The organism is Thiohalophilus sp., from assembly GCF_046483665.1.
Taxonomy (GTDB): Bacteria; Pseudomonadota; Gammaproteobacteria; order UBA6429; family Thiohalophilaceae; genus Thiohalophilus.
Genome location: NZ_JAWOCR010000058.1, coordinates 1 through 15283 on the forward strand (window position 1 = coordinate 1; position 15283 = coordinate 15283).

Consider the following 15283-nt stretch of genomic DNA (forward strand, 5'->3'; position numbering starts at 1 on the left):
TCGGCAATGTCGCCGATACCGGTTTCCACGGAGACCGGGACCACGGCGCCGTTTTCGGCGATGTCCGGGGCCTTGATGGTGATGTCATCCGACGGCTGGGTCTGGGCGGTGCCAAACAGGTCGTTCATGGCCGTTTCCATGCTTTCGGTTTCGAAAGCATTCTTGGGCCAGGCGGCCATAACGGCGCCGGGGGTCAGCAGACCGGCACTGACAGCGACTGCGACGGTGCCGCTGGCCAGGCTGCCTTTCAGAAAGGTTCTACGTTGCATGTTTATCCTCCTCCTATACAGGTAATGATACTCTTGCAATGTCCAGGCCAAAATATAAAAGCCTTTTAAAACAAGAAGATAATATATTTTTTACCGACCAGCCCCGGTCTGTGTCATGCAATTTGCACGACAGGATTGCAGGATCGTTGACGGCGAGAGAGATGAATAACTATTCGTGCGCGATTTCCTTCTCGGTGAACAGATAATCTTTCAGTTCATCGTCGAATTTGCTGTCGCGTCGACGAATCCACTCCAGCACCATGGCAGCATGCTCCTTTTCTTCGTCGCGATTGTGCCTGAGTATCGCGCGCAATTCATCATCCTGGCAGGCGTCCATGCGCTGGTTGTACCAGTCCACCGCTTCCAGCTCTTCCATCAGCGAGACGATGGCGCGATGCATATCGCGGGTCTCGTCAGACAATTCATCAATCGCTTCGTGAAAACCTTCGTTTGACATTGATTATGTTCCTCTGGCTATTTCATTGTCAGGCTCACGTTACTGTAAAAACAGGTTTGTCGTCACGTACAAAAATGCTGACCGTGGGCCATGCCATTGACAGTTCAGCGGGATAACAACAACAGAATACCGGCAGCAATGGCGATAACGTCCAGTAGTTTGCGCAGATCGCCGAGATTCACAAAAGCCGACAGCCCGGTCAGAATCAGCCAGATAGCCAGAACAAGTGTTCCTACATGGCGTGGTAGTAGCATAGAGTCCTCCTGGTCATGTTTTAATAATCAATTGTATTGGATAGGGTCCATACACAGGTTTGCACCGATTAAAGTTACGGGGATCCGATATTCGGTGTTCCTTTTGAGCGGAAAATGAATCTTTGTCCGGGTTGAACATCAAGTCGTTCCCGGCTGCCGGCAGGCAGTTCGAGTACGTATTTGACCGGTTGCCCGCTATGATAGACAGGGCACGGCGACCCCGGGCAGGGGGGAACATGGGTGTCAGCGCGCAAGTAACTCTGGTTCTCGTCAAAGTAGAGTATATCAATGGGAAAACGAACATTCTTGTTCCAGAAGCGGGTCGGCCCGGCGCTCGCATAGATGAATAACATGCCGGTACCCTCTGGTAGCCGATCCCGGTACATGAGGCCGCGCCGCATTTCCTCGGGGCTGACCGCCAGTTCAACCTGAAATTCTTCTCCGGCGAGGCTAACTTGTGCTATTTCCAATGCCTGCGCGGTCGGCAGAGCCAGAAGCAATGCCAGGGCCAGAAGAACGGAACCGGATCCTGCCATCGTCAGGCGGCGCCCGGCGGGCGGCAACAGAGACCGAACAAGGTTTTTGATTTGAACAGCGCGTGTGGCCACGTTGCCGCCTTGCTCAAGGCTGCCGCGATACGGCTTTGCCGAACAGATAACGCAAGCGGGTGGGACCGCCGACGTATTCCCGCTCAATCCAGGCCAGATGCAGGTTGCCAAGATTATCCAGTGTTACAGACGGATGATTCTGTATCGCGCTGCCGCTGGCACCGGGAACCGCAAGATCATCGCTCCATTGGCCGTCGCTATACCAGCTGAGGAAGACGTTGGTCTGATCGTCGCGGCCATCGTCCCAGGCTACAACCACCTGTCCAGAAGGAGTGCCGGCGACACTCGGATGCCACTGCTGGGCGACACCGCCGAACGGATCCTGGACTTTCTGGTTGGGGCCGAACAGCGCCTCGCCATCGGCCGGATAATGGCTGGCGTAAATGTCATAACCTTCGCGGAAATCGCGCTTGTCGGCCCACGCGGCGAGAATATGTTGTTTGCCATAGGCGTGCATGGCAACCCGGGTAACGCCGTGGCCCTCACCATAGGGAGGACGCGGGCCCGGCAGCGGATCACTGATACGTTGCGGTTTGTCGAATCGGCAGGCCCCGGGCTGACGATTTTCGGCGGCCATAATAATTGTATGGCCGTGGCGACGATCTTCCCAGGCGACCACCGTGCGATCGGGCAATCTGGTCACGGAGGGATAAAGCTGGGTCTGTCTGAGTGGCGCGGGATCCACGCTACAGGCATTGCCGGCGGTGAGTGTCAGGCCATCAGTTTTGAACTGCTGCAAATAGACCCGTCGATGGCGGCTGTCGGGATCGCTGGCGGAATAGACCAGCAGCAGTGTGTCGCCCCTGGCGGCAAGACTGGCCTGGCCGGCCTGCTTGGCGTCGAGTTTGAGGACAGGGCCGAGTTGCTCGCCGCGACTGAGGCGCAGATGCACGCGCCCGGCTTCTTCCCAGGCGAGAGCAAAGCGGTTCTCGTTCAGCGCGGTCAGGGACGGCTCGTAGGCCTCGCCCGGGCCGCTGATACGCGTGGCCTGGCTGAATGTATCGCTCTGGCGGGACTTGTGGGCCAAAAAAATCGCCGGGGTTTCGTGACGGTTGTCTTCCCAGCTGATGGCGACCGTGTGGTCGGCGACAGCGATGTTGCGACGACCCGATGACTCCAGGTGATGAAAGATCCCCTCGCCCTGCACGTCAGTGACCGCCACCGGTTGTTCAAACTCCCAGGGCCGGGCGATAGCTGTTGCGACCAGGCCATAACCGGCGAGAAGCAGGACGAATGAAGACAACCGAAATATCATGAGGGGTTACCGGTTTGCGCCTGAACCTCTTCATGGGCATTAAGCAGATCTTCTATCCGCTGTACGCCGACCAGCCGTTTCAACGGTTTGCCTTGCGGTGTCATAAAGGTAAACACGGGGGTGACAAATGCGTTGTAGCGCGTGCCAACTTCGTGTTCGGTAATGCGCTCGCCGCTGGGCAGTTGCAGGCGCTTGCCGCTTTCCGAATCGACATAGGCCAGCACATAGTTGTCAGTGTAAATTTGACGAACCCTGTCATCGGAAAATGCTTCCTTGTTGGTTTTCTCGCAGTAACCGCAACCGTAACGGCCAAAGTAGACAAACAGGATCTTGTTCTGCTCGCGGGCTTCGGTCATGGCCTCATCGAAGCTGTGAAACGGGTAGCCTTCGGGGGTATCTGCCCAGGCAGAAGGGACGAACAGTATCGATAACAGAATCAAGAGAACAGGTCGCATATCAGCTCCTCATGTCAGTGCGCTCTATTGAAAGAGATTTGCCGGGCCCTGTCCAGTGATCAGGCGCAGTGATTTTGCTCGAATGATCAGAAGCCGTGATGGCGAGCAATTGCCATAGTGCCATTGTAAACGGGCTAAAAATGCAGCAATTCATTCAGATGTTGTGGATATTGCCTGTTATTTACGTTTGTTTTTCCGGGACGTGGCGCGATGAATCGCCCGATCGCCCACGTCCAGTGCGGCTTCGTGGAAGGACTCGGAGAGGGTGGGATGGGCGAACATCGTCAGCGCCAGGTCCTCGGCACTGGTGCTGAAGGCGCGGGCGATCACCGCCTGGCCGATGAGCTCCGAGGCCCGCGGGCCGAGCATATGCACGCCCAGTACGCGATCGGTATGCGCATCGGCCAGCACTTTGATCAGCCCGTCAGTGTCGCCGGCGGCGCGCGCCCGACCGTTGGCACTGAAGGGAAACTGGCCGACGCGGTAATCGATGCCGGCGTCTTTGAGTTGTTGCTCGGTACGTCCGGTCCAGGCGATCTCCGGGTGGGTGTAGATCACAAACGGAATATTGTCGTAATCGACTTCGGCATATTGTCCGGCAATCCGTTCGGCCACCGCCATGCCTTCCTCCATCCCCTTGTGAGCGAGCATGGGGCCGGGAATCAGGTCGCCGACGGCATAGACCTTTTCCAGATTAGTGCGATAGTGATCGTCGACCTGCACAAAACCGCGTTCGTCGATGCCCGGACTCAGATCGTCGGCGCACAGGCCTTCGCTGTTGGGCCGGCGTCCGATCGCGACGATTAACTTGTCAAATTCCAGGCTCTGGCTGCCCTGGCCATCTGTATAGTCGACCTTGACAGTTTTGCCGCTGTGGATGGCCTCGACCCGGGCGCCCTGACGAATGTCCAGGCCTTGCTGGCCCAGCAGTTTGTTCGCCTGTTTGGCGATGTCTCTGTCGGCGCCGGGCAGGAAAGTTTCCTGTGCCTCGAGTACGATCACCTCGGCTCCCAGACGTTGCCAGACACTACCCAGTTCGAGGCCGATGACGCCGGCGCCGATGATGCCGAGGCGTTGCGGCACGACATCGAACGCCAGTGCGCCGGTGGAGTCGACCACCTGATTGTCGTCGAAGGGAGCAAAGGGCAGCTCAACCGGACGTGAGCCGCTGGCCAGAATGACGTGTTCGGCATTTAATGTGGTGGCATGGTTGTCATGGTCGGTGACCTTCACCCGGTTATTCTGTTGGAGTGTTGCGCGACCGGGATGAAAGGCAACCTTGTTGGCCTTGAACAGCGACTGGATGCCACCGGTCAGATCCCGCACTACCTGTTGTTTGCGCTTTTGCAGGGTCGCTACATCAAGTTCCAGTTGCCCGACACGGATGCCGTGTTCGGCAAACTGCTGTTGAGCCTGTTCATAATGGTGTGAGGACTCCAGCAAGGCTTTTGAAGGAATGCAGCCGACATTCAGACAGGTGCCGCCGGGCGAGGGCTTGCCTCGCTCATCGAGATATTCATCGATGCAGGCGACCTGCAAACCCAGCTGGGCGCAGCGAATGGCGGCGACATAACCGGCCGGGCCGGCGCCGATCACGATGACATCATACTGTTCACTCATAAAAACGATTCCTGTGCCGGGGAACGCTTACACATCCAGTAACATGCGGGCCGGATCCTCCACGCACTCCTTGATGGTCACCAGAAACTGTACCGCCTCGCGGCCGTCAACCAGGCGATGGTCGTATGAAAGGGCCATGTACATCATCGGTCGGATCACAATCTCATCATTGATGACCACTGGCCGCTTTTCAATCTTGTGCATGCCAAGAATGGCGCTTTGCGGCGGATTGAGAATCGGTGTGGAGAGCAGTGAGCCGAAGATGCCACCGTTGGTAATCGAAAAGGTCCCGCCGGTAATCTCATCCAGCGACAGTTTGCCGCTCTGGGCCCGGTCAGCATAATCGGCAATCTGTTTTTCAATCTCCGCCATGCTCAGTGCGTCTGCATCACGCAGGATCGGCACCACCAGGCCACGGGGTGAGCCCACCGCAATACCGATATCGTAAAAGCCGTGATAGACGATCTCCTCGCCGTCGATCGAGGCGTTGATCTCGGGAAAACGCTGCAGCGCCTCGAGACAGGCCATGACGAAAAACGACATGAAGCCGAGTTTGACCCCGTGCTGTTTTTCGAACTTGTCTTTATAACGTGCCCGCAGTTCCATTACCGGCTGCATATCGATCTCGTTGAAGGTGGTGAGGATCGCCGCGGTTTGCTGGGCATCGACCAGGCGTTCAGCGACCCGCGCCCGCAAGCGACTCATAGGCACGCGTTTTTGCGGTCGTTCACCTTCGCTGCTATCACCGGTTGAGGAAGAGGAGGAAGCGGGCCGGGATGGCGGGGTTGCTTCGGCGGTTGATGGTTTGTCAGCATGCTCGAGATAGGCCTGCACGTCTTCCTTGAGAATTCGCCCCCCCTTACCTGTACCTTTGATCAGGCTGGCATCGAGATCGTGCTCGGCAATCAGCTTGTTCGCGGCGGGGGCAAGTCGGGGTTGCTCTTCGCCTGTAGATTTGGGGCGGGACGGGGTTTCGGATTTCGCCGGTGACCCGGAGGATTTACTGTCGGATTGTGCTGCATCGCCAGCCTGTATGCGGGCGATGACCTGTTCGGAACTGACAGTGTCGCCCTGCTGAACGAGCAAATCCTCCATTATGCCGTCTTCGGGCGCATTAACCTCGAACACCACCTTGTCGGTTTCGATCTCGGCCAGCAGCTCATCCTGGCGAACCGATTCGCCCGGTTGTTTATGCCACTCAATCAACGTGCCTTCGGTGACCGATTCGGGAAACTGTGCGACCTTGATATCAACGGACATGATCAATTCCTTTGTCTTTTATTGTCAGGAGTGCCCAGCGCATCGGCGACCAGTTTTTCCCGTTGTTGCTTGTGCAGGGAAGGATAACCGACTGCCGGAGCCGCCATCAGCGGACGGCCGGCATACTCCAGGCCTTGCTGCTCACCGATCGCCCGGCGCATGTGATGCTGGCTCGAATACCAGGCACCCTGGTTCATGGGTTCTTCCTGGCACCAGATGTAGTCACTTACATTCGAATAGCGTTTAAGCACGGCTTTGAGCGACTTTTCAGGAAACGGGTAAAGTTGTTCAATACGAATGATCGCCACATCCTCGCGTTCATCCTCGCGGCGCTGGTGATCGAGATCATAGTAAACCTTGCCGCTGCACAGAATCAGGCGTTTGATCCTGTCGTGCTGGCTGACCTGTTCATCATCAATTACGCGGTAAAACTTGCCCTGACTCAGGTCGCTTAACGGGCGTGAGGCTTCGGGCAGGCGTAACAGACTTTTGGGTGTCATGACGATCAACGGTCGGCGACACTGGCGCAGCATCTGGCGACGCAACAGATGAAAAATTTGCGCGGCATGGGTGGGAATACAGACCTGCATGTTGTGCTGGGCGCAGAGTTGCAGAAACCGTTCCAGTCGCGCCGAGGAGTGTTCCGGCCCCTGGCCTTCATAGCCATGGGGTAAAAACAGAGTGATGCCGCTGAGGCGATTCCATTTTTGTTCTGCGGCGCTGATGAATTGATCGATCACTACCTGCGCGCCGTTGGCAAAATCGCCGAACTGGGCCTCCCAGATGACCAGGGTTTTGGGGTCCGTTGTCGAATAACCGTATTCAAAGGCCAGGACAGCCTCTTCCGAGAGCAGCGAGTTGATCACCAGGAAGTTGGCCTGATTGTCGGACAGGTTGCGCAGGGGCACATAGGTCTCGCCATCGTGCTGGTTGTAGAGCACCGCCTGACGATGGAAAAAGGTGCCGCGACCGCTGTCCTCGCCGGAGAGTCGGATGGGATAGCCTTCATGCAACAGGCTGGCATAGGCCAGCGTTTCGGCAAACCCCCAGTCCATCTTCAGATCGCCGGCGGCCATGCGCCGGCGGTTGTCCATGATCTTTTCAACAGTGCGGTGTAATTTAAAGCCTTCGGGCAGACGATCCAGCTTCTCGTGCAGGGCTTGCACGGTTTGCAGATCCACTGTCGTGTCGATGTCACTGACACAGTCGCGGGTATGATATGTGCTCCAGTCGGCGCTGTAGGGATAGTCGGCCTGTTCGGACGGGATCATGTCTGAAACCACCGGCCGGTTGTGATCCAGCGCATCGCGATAGTCCGCAATCATCTGTTTGGCTCGCGTAGTGTCGATCACGCCTTCAGCGTCGAGCCGCTGCAGATACAGCTCACGGCAGCTTTGCAGCTGGTTAATATGCTGGTACATCAGTGGCTGGGTTGCCATGGGCTCATCGGCTTCGCTGTGACCATGACGGCGATAACAGACCAGGTCGATGATGACATCCTTGTGAAAACGCATGCGATAATCGAGCGCCAGTTGCGTAATAAACAGCACGGCCTCGGGATCGTCGCTGTTGACATGGAAAATGGGCGCATTGACCATTTTTGCCACGTCGGTGCAGTAAAGAGTCGAGCGGGCCTCATCCTGATTGCTGGTGGTAAAGCCGATCTGGTTATTAATGACAATATGCACGGTGCCCTTGGTGGAGAAACCGCGGGACTGGGACATGTTGAGCGTCTCCATCACCACGCCCTGCCCGGAGAAAGCCGCATCGCCGTGGATCAATACCGGGACTACCTGGCTGCCCTCCCAGTCCTGACGTCGATCCTGGCGGGCGCGCACAGAACCTTCGACTACCGGGTCGACGATTTCCAGATGCGAGGGATTGAACGCCAGCGCCACATGCAACAGGCCGCCGGGGGTGTTGAGATTGGAAGAAAAACCGAGATGGTATTTCACATCGCCGGTGCCGCTGCCATTTTCCGGATGCAAGCCCTCGAATTCGCGGAACAGTTCCTCGGGCGTTTTGCCCAGCACGTTTACCAGCACATTGAGCCGGCCCCGATGGGCCATCCCGATCGCTACCTCTTTGACGCCGCTTTCGCCGCCATGCTGAATCAGTCGGTGCAGCATCGGGATCAGGCTTTCGGCGCCCTCCAGTGAGAAACGTTTTTGACCCACATACTTGTTATGCAGGTATTTCTCCAGGCTTTCGGCGGCGGTCAGTCGGCTGAACAGATCGCGTTTCTGTTCCTCGGAAAGATCGGCATGGCCGCGAGCGGATTCCAGATAGTGCTGAATCCAGCGTTTTTCCGTGGTGTCCACCACATGCATGTACTCGGCGCCGACCGAACCGCAATAGGTGTTGACGAGAATGTTGATGATCTCGGCCAGGCGAGCCCGATCCGGGCCGGACAGGGAGCCGGTTTCAAATTCAGTATCCAGATCGGCATCGCTGAGTTCGTGATGCGCCAGGGTTAGCTCGGGGATGTAGCCCTTGTCGCGCAATCCGAGCGGGTCCAGATCGGCCAGCTGGTGACCGAGGAAACGATAGGCGTTGATCAGCTGCAGGACCTTGACCTGCTTGTGGATCAGGCTGACATCGATATCCGTATGGCGTTGAGCCGGAGTCAGATGGCGGAACTGGGCGCGGATCGCCGCGTGCGAGATGTCCCTGTCGATGCCGTCCACGCGGGGCAAATCGCGGAACAGAGCCTGCCACTGGGGATCCACCGTATCGGGATCCTGCAGATATTCTTCGTACAGTTGTTCGAGATAGCCGGCATTGGTCCCGGCAAAAGCGGAATTCTTCCAGCGGGTTTTCAGATCAGATTCATCGGACATGGGCCGACATCCTGGTAACAATTCCCCGGCAGTTGGCGTTGTCAGTTTGAATAGCGTTCATACCTGTTATTTCGGCAGATCCAGCAGATTTTTCAAGTGAAAAATCCCTGAATCGCATGACAGCGGCATTCAAGAGACAGCGCTTGCCTGCGGGCTGACTATATCAGCATACAACAGTACGTTGTTAGACAATACTCTGATGATACGGCGCCGATTTCGAGAGGCGCGAAATCAGTCAGACCTTGAGTTTACGGTCAATCCAATAATCTATGCTGACATAACGCCCGGCTCCGTAAAAGAACAGAACCAGTAGCATCACAAAATAGGTGGCGGCAAATTCAATGCCGTTTTTCAGGATGGTGATACTGCCATACTCGGTTAACCAGCTGTAGTTACCGTGTTGCTTGAGAATTTCGCGGGCCATGTCGCGGCGTTCCACTGCGCCCTCGATCATATCCGTGCGCCACTCCCAGGGGACTGTCAGGGTGGTTTCCGGCAGGGCATGCCAGCCGTTTTCCCAATGCGCGGTCGCGGCCGCCATAATCATGGTGAACATCAGGGGGATGGCAAACCAGCGTGTGGCCAGCCCGATCAGAATGGCGATGCCGCCGAAAAACTCCGCCGCTCCGGCCAGCAAGGCCATCAGCATGGGGGCCGGCAGGCCGAGGATTTCACCGAAATAATAGGCGGTATTGTCCAGTGCGCTGAGCTTGCCATAACCGGCAAGAATAAAGATGGGGGCGAGAAACAGGCGTAATAATAGCGGGGCGATAAAATCAAAATGCCGGCTTTTATCGAGCAGGCCTTGCAGTTGCAGTAGAACGTTCATAGCATCCTCCGAATAGATAACCGTATTTTTATATGCGGTATTGATTTGATCATGAAGCCAGAGTGTCTGGCGTTCTATTCGCTTTCATAACGGTGCTCTGAACAGTTCGTGTAATGCCGCTCAGAGCGTCTTCTGCAAGCGAGTGGACTCACTCTGATGAATGCGGATCGTGCTTGTCCAGAGACCGGCGAATACGCTGCCGGGCCTGTGGGGGAAGTTCCGGTCCGGGCAGGTTGTCGCGATCACTGTGTGCCAGTTGACGCAGGGCCTGACGCAACAAACCAAGTTGCCGCTTGAAGCGCCGGCAACTGATACAGATCGCCAGGTGCAGTGCGAGACCCCAGCGTTCCCGTCGTGTCAGCGGGCGTTCCTGGTGTTCCGAAATCAGCTCGCTGGCCTGTTTGCATGTCAACATGGTTACTTGCTCCGGGTTTATCCAACCCAGTTTGTGTCGAGACACTGCCGTAGCCGCATTCGGGCCCGGTACAACATCGTCCACAGGTTGGTCGGACTGATAGCCAGTTCCTGACAAATCTCTTTGGTCTCGTCTTCATGGACCTCGCGCAGCACAAACAGCCGCGCTAGACGGGGTGGCAGGCGATCCAGGCATTCCTGCAGGATGCGCCAGAACTGGGAATCCTGCAGTGCCGCTTCGGGATCCCCCCAACTGGCAAGACGCGGGGCCCAGTGTTCGCGGCTATTGAACGGTGAGTCAGTGTCGTCCGGGAGGGTGGCTTCTGGATCGGGCAGCCCCTGTTCACGGGCCTCGCGCCGGAACTGGTCCAGAATCTTGTGTTTGAGGATGCCGATTAGCCAGGTGCGTACCGAGGCATTGCCACTATAGCGTGACCAGGCTTGCAGGGCTGCCAGCAAGGTTTCCTGGACGGCCTCTTCCGCCTGGTCGGAATCGCGCAGGCGCAGCAGGGCATAACGGTAGAGAACCGTGCCATGATCATCCAGCCACTGTTCGGCAGGCGCGGGCTGTTGTGAGGTCATGGGAGTGATAACTCCTGCGTTTATTGATTCTCCGCCACAGCATAACCGAATAACACTTTTTGAGCAGGGTTTTGAGATGGCACTTTGTGAACGGCTGGCCAAAAGCGTTTCAAATAGCCGCGCAGTGAAAATCAAGTATGGCAATATTTGAGCGATTGCTCAATATTGAATTGACTGACGACCGTCAAAGGCGGATTACAGGGCGTGTTGTATGCGACCCGCGAAATCGACAGGCGCTATGTTGCTTCCGGTAAGGCGATTCAGCTGGCGGGAAAGTCGGCCAGACAACAGCGCCCCGCCGGGTTGCGAACCTGGCAGGCGCACGCACCCTCGCGGGTCTGTTGCTGGACAAAGGCCTTGATCGACGGATCGCTCGCCTGGGTGCGGGTGATGCCAAAGCAGTGGCAGATCAGGGCCTCGTCCGAGGGATCCTTGAGTCCCACCGGGGTGCGCAGTTCGGCCTGTTCGATGACCGAATCATCGTCACCGAAATAGATGACAGGACAATTGGGATCGCTGCAGAAATAATAGCGCCGTTTGGCCAGATTCCACTGCCAGGGTTGTTTGAGGTGATGCAAAAGGGTAGTGGTCGAGACCGCGGCATAGCTTGTGCCATTACGCGGGCAGGGACGCCGTCGCGCTGAAGGGATGGGGCAATCGTCTGTGCAGTCTGTCATGGGTTGTTCCTGCGGATCATGTCCTGCGATCGGTATCGTTATCCTCACTATCGGTTTCGTTGTTGTTTTTCAGGGATTCTTCCTCGGCAATAGCGCGCTCAAGTTCGGCTTCCATTTCAGCCTCCATTTCCTCGCTGCTGAGCGGGGCTTCTTCCTGCTCTGTTTCCTCGTCTTCAGCTGCGGCAGTTTCTTCGCGTTTACGTTTCAAAATACGACCGAAGATGACACCGACTTCAAAGAGCAGCCACATGGGCAGCGCCAGCAGAGTCTGGGAAATGATGTCCGGAGGGGTCAGTAGCATGCCGATCACAAACGTGCCGACGATAATATAGGGGCGTTTCTCTGAGAGTGACTCGGGGGTGGTGACCCCGGCCAGTATCAACATAATGGTGGCTATGGGGACCTCGAAGGCGACACCGAAAGCGAAAAACAGTTTAATCGCAAAATCGAGATAGCTGGCGATATCAGGGCGATAATCGACGCCTTCGGAGGCAAAATTGGAGGTGAACTCGAATACCAGGGGAAAAACCACATAATAGGCAAAGGCCATGCCCAGGTAGAACAGAATAATGCTCGATATCAGTAAGGGGCGCGCCAGTTTTTTTTCGTGTTGATAAAGACCGGGGGCGATAAACGACCATAGCTGATGGAGTACGTATGGTACGGAGAGAAAAAACGCGGCAATCAGGGCCAGCTTGAACGGCGTGAACACCGGCGAGATAACGCCAATGGCCAGCATTTTGGCCCCTTCGGGAAGATAACCCTGAAGCGGTAATGAAAAGTAATAATAAAGATCATTGGCCACCGCCATCAGCGCGACGGTGAGTACCAGTACGAGACCAACTATACGTAGCAGGCGATCGCGCAGTTCGACCAGGTGCGAGAGAAACGGCGTCTCCTGTTCAACACCCTGGTCGTTATCGTTACGGTTTTTCTTGCTCATTATCTGGCGCGTCGGTGTGGTGGGTAGTCTTGCTGTCGTCGCTGCTCACGGCAGAGGATTCTTCCTTGCCGGTATCGACATCATCATCGCCGATCGCCTTGACCAGGTAATCAGGTTTGTCTTCTTCTTCGATGGTGAAGCGATCGCTGTTCATGATCTGCTTGAGCTCATCCAGACCGGCGTCGCGCTCCAGTGCCTTGCGCAAATCTTCCTGTTTCATCTCGCGATCAATATCGGATTTAACCTGGGTAACAAAACGGCGTGTGCGGCCGACCCACTTGCCCACGTTGCGAGCCACCCCGGGCAGACGCTCGGGTCCAATCACCACCAGGCCAACGACGGCAATGATGATTAATTCAAGAAAGCCGATATCAAACATGGTTAAGGGGCTGGGGATGAGGAATGAGAGAAGAGGAGACAGAACACAGTCTGGCTCCTGTTAAGGTTGCCATCATCACAAACCCGTTCAGGTTTTGTCCTTATCCTTGACCTTGGTGGCTTCGCCTTCGATAGTCTCGCCTTCATCGCTGCTTTCCAGTTTGGCGGAGTCATCCTGCTTGCCACTTTCCTCCTCTTCCTTGACCGCGCTTTTGAAGCCCTTGACGGCGCTGCCCAGATCGGTGCCGATGTTGCGTAGCCGCTTGGCGCCAAACAGCAGCAGCACAATCAGCAGAATAATGACCAGTTGCCAGATACCAATACCCATGTTGTTACTCCACGTCCTGAACGTTAACGATTATTGAAGCGCTGTCTGTTTCAATAAAACAATCAGCGCTGTGATTATTCAAAACCGGGCATATTGCGACCGCCCATCAGGTGGATGTGCAGATGAAATACAATCTGTCCCCCACCTTCGCCGGTATTAATAATAGTGCGGAAGCCCTCATCCAGCCCCTGCTGGCGGGCGATTTTCGGCAGTTGGCGCAGCATGTGTCCCAGCAGGGCATCATGTTGCGGCTCCAGCTCAGTGAGGCTGACAATATGCTCGCGCGGGATTGCCAGCAGATGTACCTCGGCCTTGGGATTAATATCCTTGAAGACGATCATCTGCTCGTCTTCATAGACCCGATCCGAAGGGATTTCATCGGCGAGGATTTTACAAAACAGGCAGTCGCTCATGGTGACCTCACTGGTTTCGATTGGCTTTCTCTTCCAGCCCCGACAGACCGAAACGGCGCGCCAGCTCATCGAGCACCTGATCCGGACCAAGCCCCTGATGCGCCAGCATCACCAGTGTATGAAACCACAGATCGGCGGTTTCATAAACGATCTGTTGCGGATCCCCGTCCTTGGCGGCCATCACCGTTTCGGTGGCTTCCTCGCCGATTTTCTTCAAAATTGCGTCCAGCCCCTTGTTGTACAGCCCGGCGACGTAGGAGCTGTCGGGATTGGCCCCCTTGCGCTGTTCGAGCACCTCGGCGAGTTGTTGCAATATGTCGCTCATAGGGGGGGATTATTCCACGTTTGGCGCCGTTTGTGGGGGCGCTAGTTATATATGGCGTCGGGGTCCTTGATCACCGGCTCCACCTCGACCCACTGATCGTCCTGTAACTGCTTGAAAAAACAGCGATGTCGGCCGGTGTGGCAGGCAATGCCGCCCTTTTGCTCCACCTCCAGCAAAATGACGTCATTGTCGCAGTCCAGGCGGATATCGCGGATGATCTGCTCGTGGCCCGACTCTTCGCCCTTGCGCCACAGCTTGCCCCGGGAGCGCGACCAGTAGATCGCCTTGCCCTCGGCAACGCTCAGCGCCAGCGACTCGCGGTTCATCCAGGCGAACATCAGTACCTGGCCTGTATCCGCCTCCTGGGCAATCACCGGCACCAGTCCGTCTTCGGTCCACTTGATCTTATCCAGCCAGTTTGTGTTCATGCACTTCCCTCGACTCAGGGTCCATTTAAACGCAGAGGCGCAGAGACGCAAAGGCCGCAAAGCAATTTTGAATGTTTAATGTTGAATTCTGAATTAAATGCAGATGTCACAACTTAAAATTTAAAATTCAACATTAAAAATTATATCTTCGCATTCTGCGCGTTTTTGCGCCCTTTGCGTTAATAATCAGGGTCTCTGTCAGAGGCGGACCTCGATGTCACTGCCGGCCATGCGCCGTTTGGCTTCCTCGATGCTGTATTCGCCGAAATGGAAGATGCTGGCGGCCAGCACGGCGTCGGCGTGGCCCTGTTTGATGCCCTCGACCAGGTGGTCGAGGTTGCCCACGCCGCCGGAGGCGATCACCGGTACGCTGACCGTGTCGCAGATGGCGCGGGTCAGATCCAGGTCGAAACCCTGTTTGGTGCCGTCGCGGTCCATGCTTGTCAGCAGGATCTCACCAGCACCGTACTCGACCATTTTCTTCGCCCACTCGACGGCGTCCAGGCCGGTGGCCTTGCGCCCGCCATGGGTGAAGATTTCCCACTTCTTCGGATCATCGCTCACCTGTTTGGCATCGATGGCGACCACGATGCACTGGGAGCCGAATTTTTGCGCTGCCTCACGCACGAAATCGGGATCAGCCACCGCGGCGGTATTGATGGCGACCTTGTCGGCGCCGGCGTTGAGCATCGCGCGCACATCCTCGATCTTGCGAATGCCGCCGCCGACAGTCAGGGGAATAAACACCTGGCCGGCCACCTGCTCCACTACGTGGATTATGGTCTCGCGGTTTTCGTGGCTGGCAGTAATATCCAGAAAGGTCAGTTCGTCGGCACCCTGCTCGTCATAGCGCCGCGCGACCTCTACCGGATCCCCTGCATCGCGGATATCCACAAACTGTACACCCTTGACGACGCGGCCCTTGTCCACGTCCAGGCAGGGAATAAT

General features: G+C 56.4%; 20 protein-coding genes. All 20 read right to left on the reverse strand.

What is annotated here, in order from left to right; all coding sequences use genetic code 11:
- Positions 1 to 269: thiosulfate oxidation carrier protein SoxY (locus tag R6U90_RS11875; protein WP_410351072.1), on the reverse strand; the 269-nt coding region annotated here is incomplete at its 3' end.
- 169 nt (positions 270 to 438) lie between these two features.
- Complete coding sequence (locus R6U90_RS11880) at positions 439 to 726, reverse strand: encapsulin-associated ferritin-like protein (protein ID WP_410352907.1); 288 nt, start codon at positions 724 to 726, stop codon at positions 439 to 441.
- 104 nt (positions 727 to 830) lie between these two features.
- Entirely contained in the window at positions 831 to 980 is a 150-nt protein-coding gene (locus R6U90_RS11885) for a hypothetical protein (RefSeq protein WP_410352908.1), read from the reverse strand.
- A gap of 74 nt (positions 981 to 1054) precedes the next feature.
- Positions 1055 to 1516 (reverse strand): DUF192 domain-containing protein, encoded by a 462-nt coding sequence (locus R6U90_RS11890; RefSeq protein WP_410352909.1) that lies wholly within the window; start codon positions 1514 to 1516, stop codon positions 1055 to 1057.
- A gap of 85 nt (positions 1517 to 1601) precedes the next feature.
- Positions 1602 to 2843: a hypothetical protein gene (locus R6U90_RS11895; RefSeq protein WP_410352910.1), complete on the reverse strand. Its 1242-nt coding sequence runs from the start codon at positions 2841 to 2843 to the stop codon at positions 1602 to 1604.
- A complete protein-coding gene (locus tag R6U90_RS11900; protein ID WP_410352911.1) occupies positions 2840 to 3298 on the reverse strand; it encodes a thioredoxin family protein in 459 nt (152 codons plus the stop codon). Before R6U90_RS11900 ends, R6U90_RS11895 begins: the two co-directional genes overlap by 4 nt.
- Before the next feature lie 177 nt (positions 3299 to 3475).
- Positions 3476 to 4918, reverse strand: a complete 1443-nt coding sequence (gene lpdA, locus R6U90_RS11905; protein WP_410352912.1) for a dihydrolipoyl dehydrogenase — start codon at positions 4916 to 4918, stop codon at positions 3476 to 3478.
- Between the two features lie 27 nt (positions 4919 to 4945).
- On the reverse strand, positions 4946 to 6178 hold the full coding sequence (gene odhB, locus R6U90_RS11910; protein ID WP_410352913.1) for a 2-oxoglutarate dehydrogenase complex dihydrolipoyllysine-residue succinyltransferase: 1233 nt from the start codon (positions 6176 to 6178) through the stop codon (positions 4946 to 4948).
- Positions 6179 to 6180: 2 nt separating this feature from the next.
- A complete protein-coding gene (locus tag R6U90_RS11915; protein WP_410352914.1) occupies positions 6181 to 9018 on the reverse strand; it encodes a 2-oxoglutarate dehydrogenase E1 component in 2838 nt (945 codons plus the stop codon).
- Between the two features lie 235 nt (positions 9019 to 9253).
- Positions 9254 to 9847 (reverse strand): DoxX family protein, encoded by a 594-nt coding sequence (locus tag R6U90_RS11920; RefSeq protein WP_410352916.1) that lies wholly within the window; start codon positions 9845 to 9847, stop codon positions 9254 to 9256.
- Positions 9848 to 9995: 148 nt separating this feature from the next.
- On the reverse strand, positions 9996 to 10262 hold the full coding sequence (locus tag R6U90_RS11925; protein ID WP_410352917.1) for a zf-HC2 domain-containing protein: 267 nt from the start codon (positions 10260 to 10262) through the stop codon (positions 9996 to 9998).
- Between the two features lie 17 nt (positions 10263 to 10279).
- Complete coding sequence (locus R6U90_RS11930) at positions 10280 to 10843, reverse strand: sigma-70 family RNA polymerase sigma factor (RefSeq protein ID WP_410352918.1); 564 nt, start codon at positions 10841 to 10843, stop codon at positions 10280 to 10282.
- Between the two features lie 260 nt (positions 10844 to 11103).
- Positions 11104 to 11520, reverse strand: coding sequence for a putative iron-sulfur cluster-binding metallochaperone (locus R6U90_RS11935; RefSeq protein WP_410352919.1), 417 nt, complete (start codon positions 11518 to 11520; stop codon positions 11104 to 11106).
- 16 nt (positions 11521 to 11536) lie between these two features.
- A complete protein-coding gene (gene tatC, locus R6U90_RS11940; RefSeq protein WP_410352920.1) occupies positions 11537 to 12463 on the reverse strand; it encodes a twin-arginine translocase subunit TatC in 927 nt (308 codons plus the stop codon).
- Positions 12444 to 12842 carry a Sec-independent protein translocase protein TatB gene (gene tatB / locus R6U90_RS11945; protein ID WP_410352921.1) on the reverse strand — a complete coding sequence of 133 codons (399 nt, stop codon included), beginning with the start codon at positions 12840 to 12842 and terminating at the stop codon, positions 12444 to 12446. The genes tatC and tatB overlap by 20 nt, the downstream gene beginning before the upstream one ends.
- 87 nt (positions 12843 to 12929) lie before the next feature.
- A complete protein-coding gene (gene tatA / locus R6U90_RS11950; protein ID WP_410352922.1) occupies positions 12930 to 13169 on the reverse strand; it encodes a twin-arginine translocase TatA/TatE family subunit in 240 nt (79 codons plus the stop codon).
- Between the two features lie 74 nt (positions 13170 to 13243).
- Positions 13244 to 13582, reverse strand: a complete 339-nt coding sequence (locus tag R6U90_RS11955; RefSeq protein WP_410352923.1) for a histidine triad nucleotide-binding protein — start codon at positions 13580 to 13582, stop codon at positions 13244 to 13246.
- Between the two features lie 7 nt (positions 13583 to 13589).
- Entirely contained in the window at positions 13590 to 13907 is a 318-nt protein-coding gene (locus tag R6U90_RS11960; protein WP_410352924.1) for a phosphoribosyl-ATP diphosphatase, read from the reverse strand.
- Positions 13908 to 13948: 41 nt separating this feature from the next.
- Positions 13949 to 14335 carry a phosphoribosyl-AMP cyclohydrolase gene (gene hisI / locus R6U90_RS11965; RefSeq protein ID WP_410352925.1) on the reverse strand — a complete coding sequence of 129 codons (387 nt, stop codon included), beginning with the start codon at positions 14333 to 14335 and terminating at the stop codon, positions 13949 to 13951.
- A 198-nt stretch (positions 14336 to 14533) separates the two neighbouring features.
- On the reverse strand, positions 14534 to 15283 hold a 750-nt coding region (hisF, locus tag R6U90_RS11970; protein ID WP_410352926.1), incomplete at its 5' end, for an imidazole glycerol phosphate synthase subunit HisF.

Coding starts and splice junctions, on each gene's coding strand:
- R6U90_RS11925 (WP_410352917.1), bottom strand. CDS start 10,262: ATGTTGACATGCAAACAGGCCAGCGAGCTGATTTCGGAACACCAGGAA.
- R6U90_RS11935 (WP_410352919.1), bottom strand. CDS start 11,520: ATGACAGACTGCACAGACGATTGCCCCATCCCTTCAGCGCGACGGCGT.
- hisI (WP_410352925.1), bottom strand. CDS start 14,335: ATGAACACAAACTGGCTGGATAAGATCAAGTGGACCGAAGACGGACTG.
- R6U90_RS11895 (WP_410352910.1), bottom strand. CDS start 2,843: ATGATATTTCGGTTGTCTTCATTCGTCCTGCTTCTCGCCGGTTATGGC.
- R6U90_RS11960 (WP_410352924.1), bottom strand. CDS start 13,907: ATGAGCGACATATTGCAACAACTCGCCGAGGTGCTCGAACAGCGCAAG.
- tatA (WP_410352922.1), bottom strand. CDS start 13,169: ATGGGTATTGGTATCTGGCAACTGGTCATTATTCTGCTGATTGTGCTG.
- R6U90_RS11890 (WP_410352909.1), bottom strand. CDS start 1,516: ATGGCAGGATCCGGTTCCGTTCTTCTGGCCCTGGCATTGCTTCTGGCT.
- R6U90_RS11880 (WP_410352907.1), bottom strand. CDS start 726: ATGTCAAACGAAGGTTTTCACGAAGCGATTGATGAATTGTCTGACGAG.
- tatB (WP_410352921.1), bottom strand. CDS start 12,842: ATGTTTGATATCGGCTTTCTTGAATTAATCATCATTGCCGTCGTTGGC.
- odhB (WP_410352913.1), bottom strand. CDS start 6,178: ATGTCCGTTGATATCAAGGTCGCACAGTTTCCCGAATCGGTCACCGAA.
- R6U90_RS11900 (WP_410352911.1), bottom strand. CDS start 3,298: ATGCGACCTGTTCTCTTGATTCTGTTATCGATACTGTTCGTCCCTTCT.
- R6U90_RS11920 (WP_410352916.1), bottom strand. CDS start 9,847: ATGAACGTTCTACTGCAACTGCAAGGCCTGCTCGATAAAAGCCGGCAT.
- R6U90_RS11930 (WP_410352918.1), bottom strand. CDS start 10,843: ATGACCTCACAACAGCCCGCGCCTGCCGAACAGTGGCTGGATGATCAT.
- lpdA (WP_410352912.1), bottom strand. CDS start 4,918: ATGAGTGAACAGTATGATGTCATCGTGATCGGCGCCGGCCCGGCCGGT.
- tatC (WP_410352920.1), bottom strand. CDS start 12,463: ATGAGCAAGAAAAACCGTAACGATAACGACCAGGGTGTTGAACAGGAG.
- R6U90_RS11955 (WP_410352923.1), bottom strand. CDS start 13,582: ATGAGCGACTGCCTGTTTTGTAAAATCCTCGCCGATGAAATCCCTTCG.
- R6U90_RS11885 (WP_410352908.1), bottom strand. CDS start 980: ATGCTACTACCACGCCATGTAGGAACACTTGTTCTGGCTATCTGGCTG.
- R6U90_RS11915 (WP_410352914.1), bottom strand. CDS start 9,018: ATGTCCGATGAATCTGATCTGAAAACCCGCTGGAAGAATTCCGCTTTT.